The 1,372-nt window shown below is 44.5% G+C and carries 2 protein-coding genes; both read left to right on the plus strand.

The window, feature by feature from the left end; all coding sequences use genetic code 11:
* Window positions 1-77 precede the first annotated feature (77 nt).
* Window positions 78-419 carry a transposase gene (locus ACTQ50_RS19600; RefSeq protein ID WP_278826224.1) on the plus strand — a complete coding sequence of 114 codons (342 nt, stop codon included), beginning with the start codon at window positions 78-80 and terminating at the stop codon, window positions 417-419.
* Complete coding sequence (locus tag ACTQ50_RS19605; RefSeq protein WP_441485556.1) at window positions 416-1,324, plus strand: IS3 family transposase; 909 nt, start codon at window positions 416-418, stop codon at window positions 1,322-1,324. The genes ACTQ50_RS19600 and ACTQ50_RS19605 overlap by 4 nt, the downstream gene beginning before the upstream one ends.
* Window positions 1,325-1,372 lie beyond the last annotated feature (48 nt).

Genomic DNA, 1,372 nt, shown 5'->3' on the forward strand with positions numbered 1-1,372 from the left:
TGATGTTGTATAAATAAAGTTGACACCTTATTCTCAAAGAATTCATGTATAATAAAGAGAATAAGGAGGAACTCTCAATGTCACGTACCCAACGTAAATACGACCACGAATATAAGGTCCAGGCTGTCAAACTTGCCAGAGAAATCGGCGGTGCTAAGGCAGCCAAAGAATTAGGTATTCCAGAAGGAACCATCCATACATGGCTGAAAGCAGTTAGAGCCGGCACATTGGATATTGGCGACGGTGCACATACTCCAGATAGTGCAATGAGCCTCGCTGAGGAACTTGCTATGCTCCGCAAACGCGTTAAGGATCAGGATAAAGAAATCCGGCGTCTGAAAGAGGAAAATGAATTTCTCGAGGAAGCAAGTGCTTTTTTCGCAGCCAGCCGTCGGAAGTCAGCAAGAACCAAAGAATGATGTTTATTGCCATAAAAACGGAAGACGGCGCAATTAAGGGAAAACTCTCATTCTATTGCCGGATGCTTGGTGTCAGCCGCCAGGGGTTCTACAAATATCTTGCTCATAAAGACCGGCCCTGGAAATATCAGGATCTCGCTGATGCTATAAGAGCAATCCATACGGAGGATGAATACAATGATACCTATGGGCGTATTCGCATGTATCAGGCACTTCTCCTTAAGAAACCGGAAGGACTCAAGATTCCTAGTGAGCGAACCGTCTACAGAGTCATGGATGAAATAGGCCTTAGTCATCGACCAAAACGTAAGCCGAATGGTATTACCAAGGCGGATCGGGAAGCTCGTAAGTCAGAGGATCTTCTGAAGCGAGATTTCAAATCCGATAAGCCACTTGAAAAATGTGTAACTGACATCACCGAAATCAAGGCTAAAGATGGAAAATTATATGTTTCAGCTATCTTTGACTGCTTTGATTCCAGTGTCCTTGGTCTGGCAATGGAAACCAACATGAAAGCAACTTTGTGCGAGCATACCCTGGATAATGCCTATCTGGCATATCCTGATCTGAGAGGGGCTATTGTACACTCTGACAGAGGAACACAATATACCAGTGAAACCTATCGTAAGGTTCTTGCTAAATACGGTATTATTCAAAGCATGAACAGTGCTGGTGGCAGGTGCCACGATAATGCCCGATGCGAAAGCATGTGGGCCAGAATGAAAAGCGAGCTTCTCTATGACCGCTACAATACGGAGACTATGACCACAGAGGAACTGAAGGTTCTCATTTGGAGATATTTCATCAGTTACTGGAATAACAGGAGGATCTGCTCTGCTAACGGTGGGCTTCCTCCGATGATCAAGCGCCAGAGATACTACGAATCTCTGGGACTGGCTGCATAGGCAGTGATATCTTTGAGATAAATGTGTCAACCAATATTGACAATATCA

The sequence above is a fragment of the Blautia sp. Sow4_E7 genome (assembly GCF_052116245.1).
Taxonomy (GTDB): Bacteria; Bacillota; Clostridia; order Lachnospirales; family Lachnospiraceae; genus Blautia_A.